This window comes from Nocardia africana NBRC 100379 (genome assembly GCF_001612635.1).
Taxonomy (GTDB): Bacteria; Actinomycetota; Actinomycetes; order Mycobacteriales; family Mycobacteriaceae; genus Nocardia; species Nocardia africana.
Genome location: NZ_BDAV01000070.1, coordinates 1 through 1,660 on the forward strand (window position 1 = coordinate 1; position 1,660 = coordinate 1,660).

A 1,660-nucleotide genomic window follows, 5' to 3' on the forward strand; every position below is an offset into this window, starting at 1 on the left:
CCCTCCACCGATGAAATCGGTGGATAAGGGTGTGTTGAAATGAGGAAAGTGCCCTCTGAGCTGGGATGATTGATGTTCTCACGCAAACAATCAAGACCAGATCCGAAAGACACTTTCAGTGCGATTGTTCCACAGGTTCGCCGAGGACTCGGCGAGGTTCGATGACGATGACCTCGTGTCGTGCGCCGGGTTGGCACCGGTGATGACCTTGGCCGAGCAAACCGGCCTGACCGGCATGTTGACGGAGAAGGTCGCGATCGATGTACCGCGGATAAAGTCGGGGTCGGCGAATCCGGGGCCGAAGCTGGCCACGTTGATCGCCGGGATGTGCGCGGGCGCGGACAGCATCGACGACATCGACCTGCTGCGCAGCGGCGGCATGAAGACACTGTTCGACGACGTGTATGCACCCTCGACAGTCGGAACCCTGTTGCGGGAGTTCACCTTCGGCCACGCCAAGCAGCTGGAATCGGTGATGCGGTCCCACCTGCTGGCCCTGACCGAACGTGCCGATCTGCTGCCCGGCGCCGACACCCGGATGTTCGTCGATATCGACTCGCTGCTGCGCCCGGTCTACGGCCACCAGAAACAAGGCGCCTCCTACGGACACACCAAGATCGCGGGCAAACAGGTTCTCCGCAAAGGACTTTCACCACTGGTCGCCACGATCAGCACCGACCTCGCGGCACCGGTGATCGCCGGGATGCGGCTGCGCGCAGGCAAAACCGGCTCCGGCAAGGGCGCCGCATCCATGGTCACCACCACCATCGGCACCGCCCGCACCATCAGCCCGAACGCCACGATCCTCGTGCGCGGGGACTCCGCGTTCGGCACCCGCAAAGTCGTGCGCGCCGCCCGCCACGCCGATGCACAGTTCTCGGTGGTGTTGACCAAGAACACGTCGGTCAACACCGCGATCGCAGCGATCGCCGAGGACGCATGGACCCCCGTGCGCTATCCCGGCGCGGTCCAAGATCCCGATACCGGAGACTGGATTTCCGACGCCGAGGTCGCCGAAAACCCCTACACCGCTTTCGCTTCCACCAAAGACCGCACCACCGCCCGGTTGATCGTGCGCCGCGTCAAAGACGCCCGCTACCCCGACACACTGTTCCCCGTCTGGCGCTACCACCCGTTCTTCACCAACTCGGAAGAACCCGTCGCCGACGCCGACATCACCCACCGCCGTCACGCCGTCGTCGAAACCGTGTTCGCCGACCTGATCGACGGACCGCTCGCCCACATCCCGTCCGGGAAATTCGGCGCCAACTGCGCTTGGGTGCTGGCCGCCGCGATCGCCCACAACCTGCTGCGCGCCGCCGGTACCCTGGCCGGCGGCCGGCTCGGCCGGGCACGGGGATCGACCCTTCGACGCAAACTCGTCAACATCCCCGCCAGACTGGCCCGCCCCCAACGACGACCGATCCTGCACCTGCCACGCCACTGGCCCTGGACCGACCCCTGGCTTATGTTGTGGCACAACATAATCGGCTACACACCGCCACAACCCGCCATCGCCTGACCACCCCGGCCGACACGGCCCCTACCGACATCGAAGTGGAAAAGCTGGGCAGACCAGCGGCTACCTCATACCCGAAAGCCCGTGGTCCGCGCGCCGCAGGCCCGCGGACCACACACAACCCTCGTCGATGGATCGAGG

1 protein-coding gene is annotated in these 1,660 nt (G+C 65.2%); it reads left to right on the forward strand.

Annotated elements, in window-relative coordinates; translation table 11 throughout:
- The first annotated feature begins 118 nt into the window (after positions 1–118).
- Positions 119–1,522 carry an IS1380 family transposase gene (locus NA3_RS35245; protein WP_062969246.1) on the forward strand — a complete coding sequence of 468 codons (1,404 nt, stop codon included), beginning with the start codon at positions 119–121 and terminating at the stop codon, positions 1,520–1,522.
- Positions 1,523–1,660 lie beyond the last annotated feature (138 nt).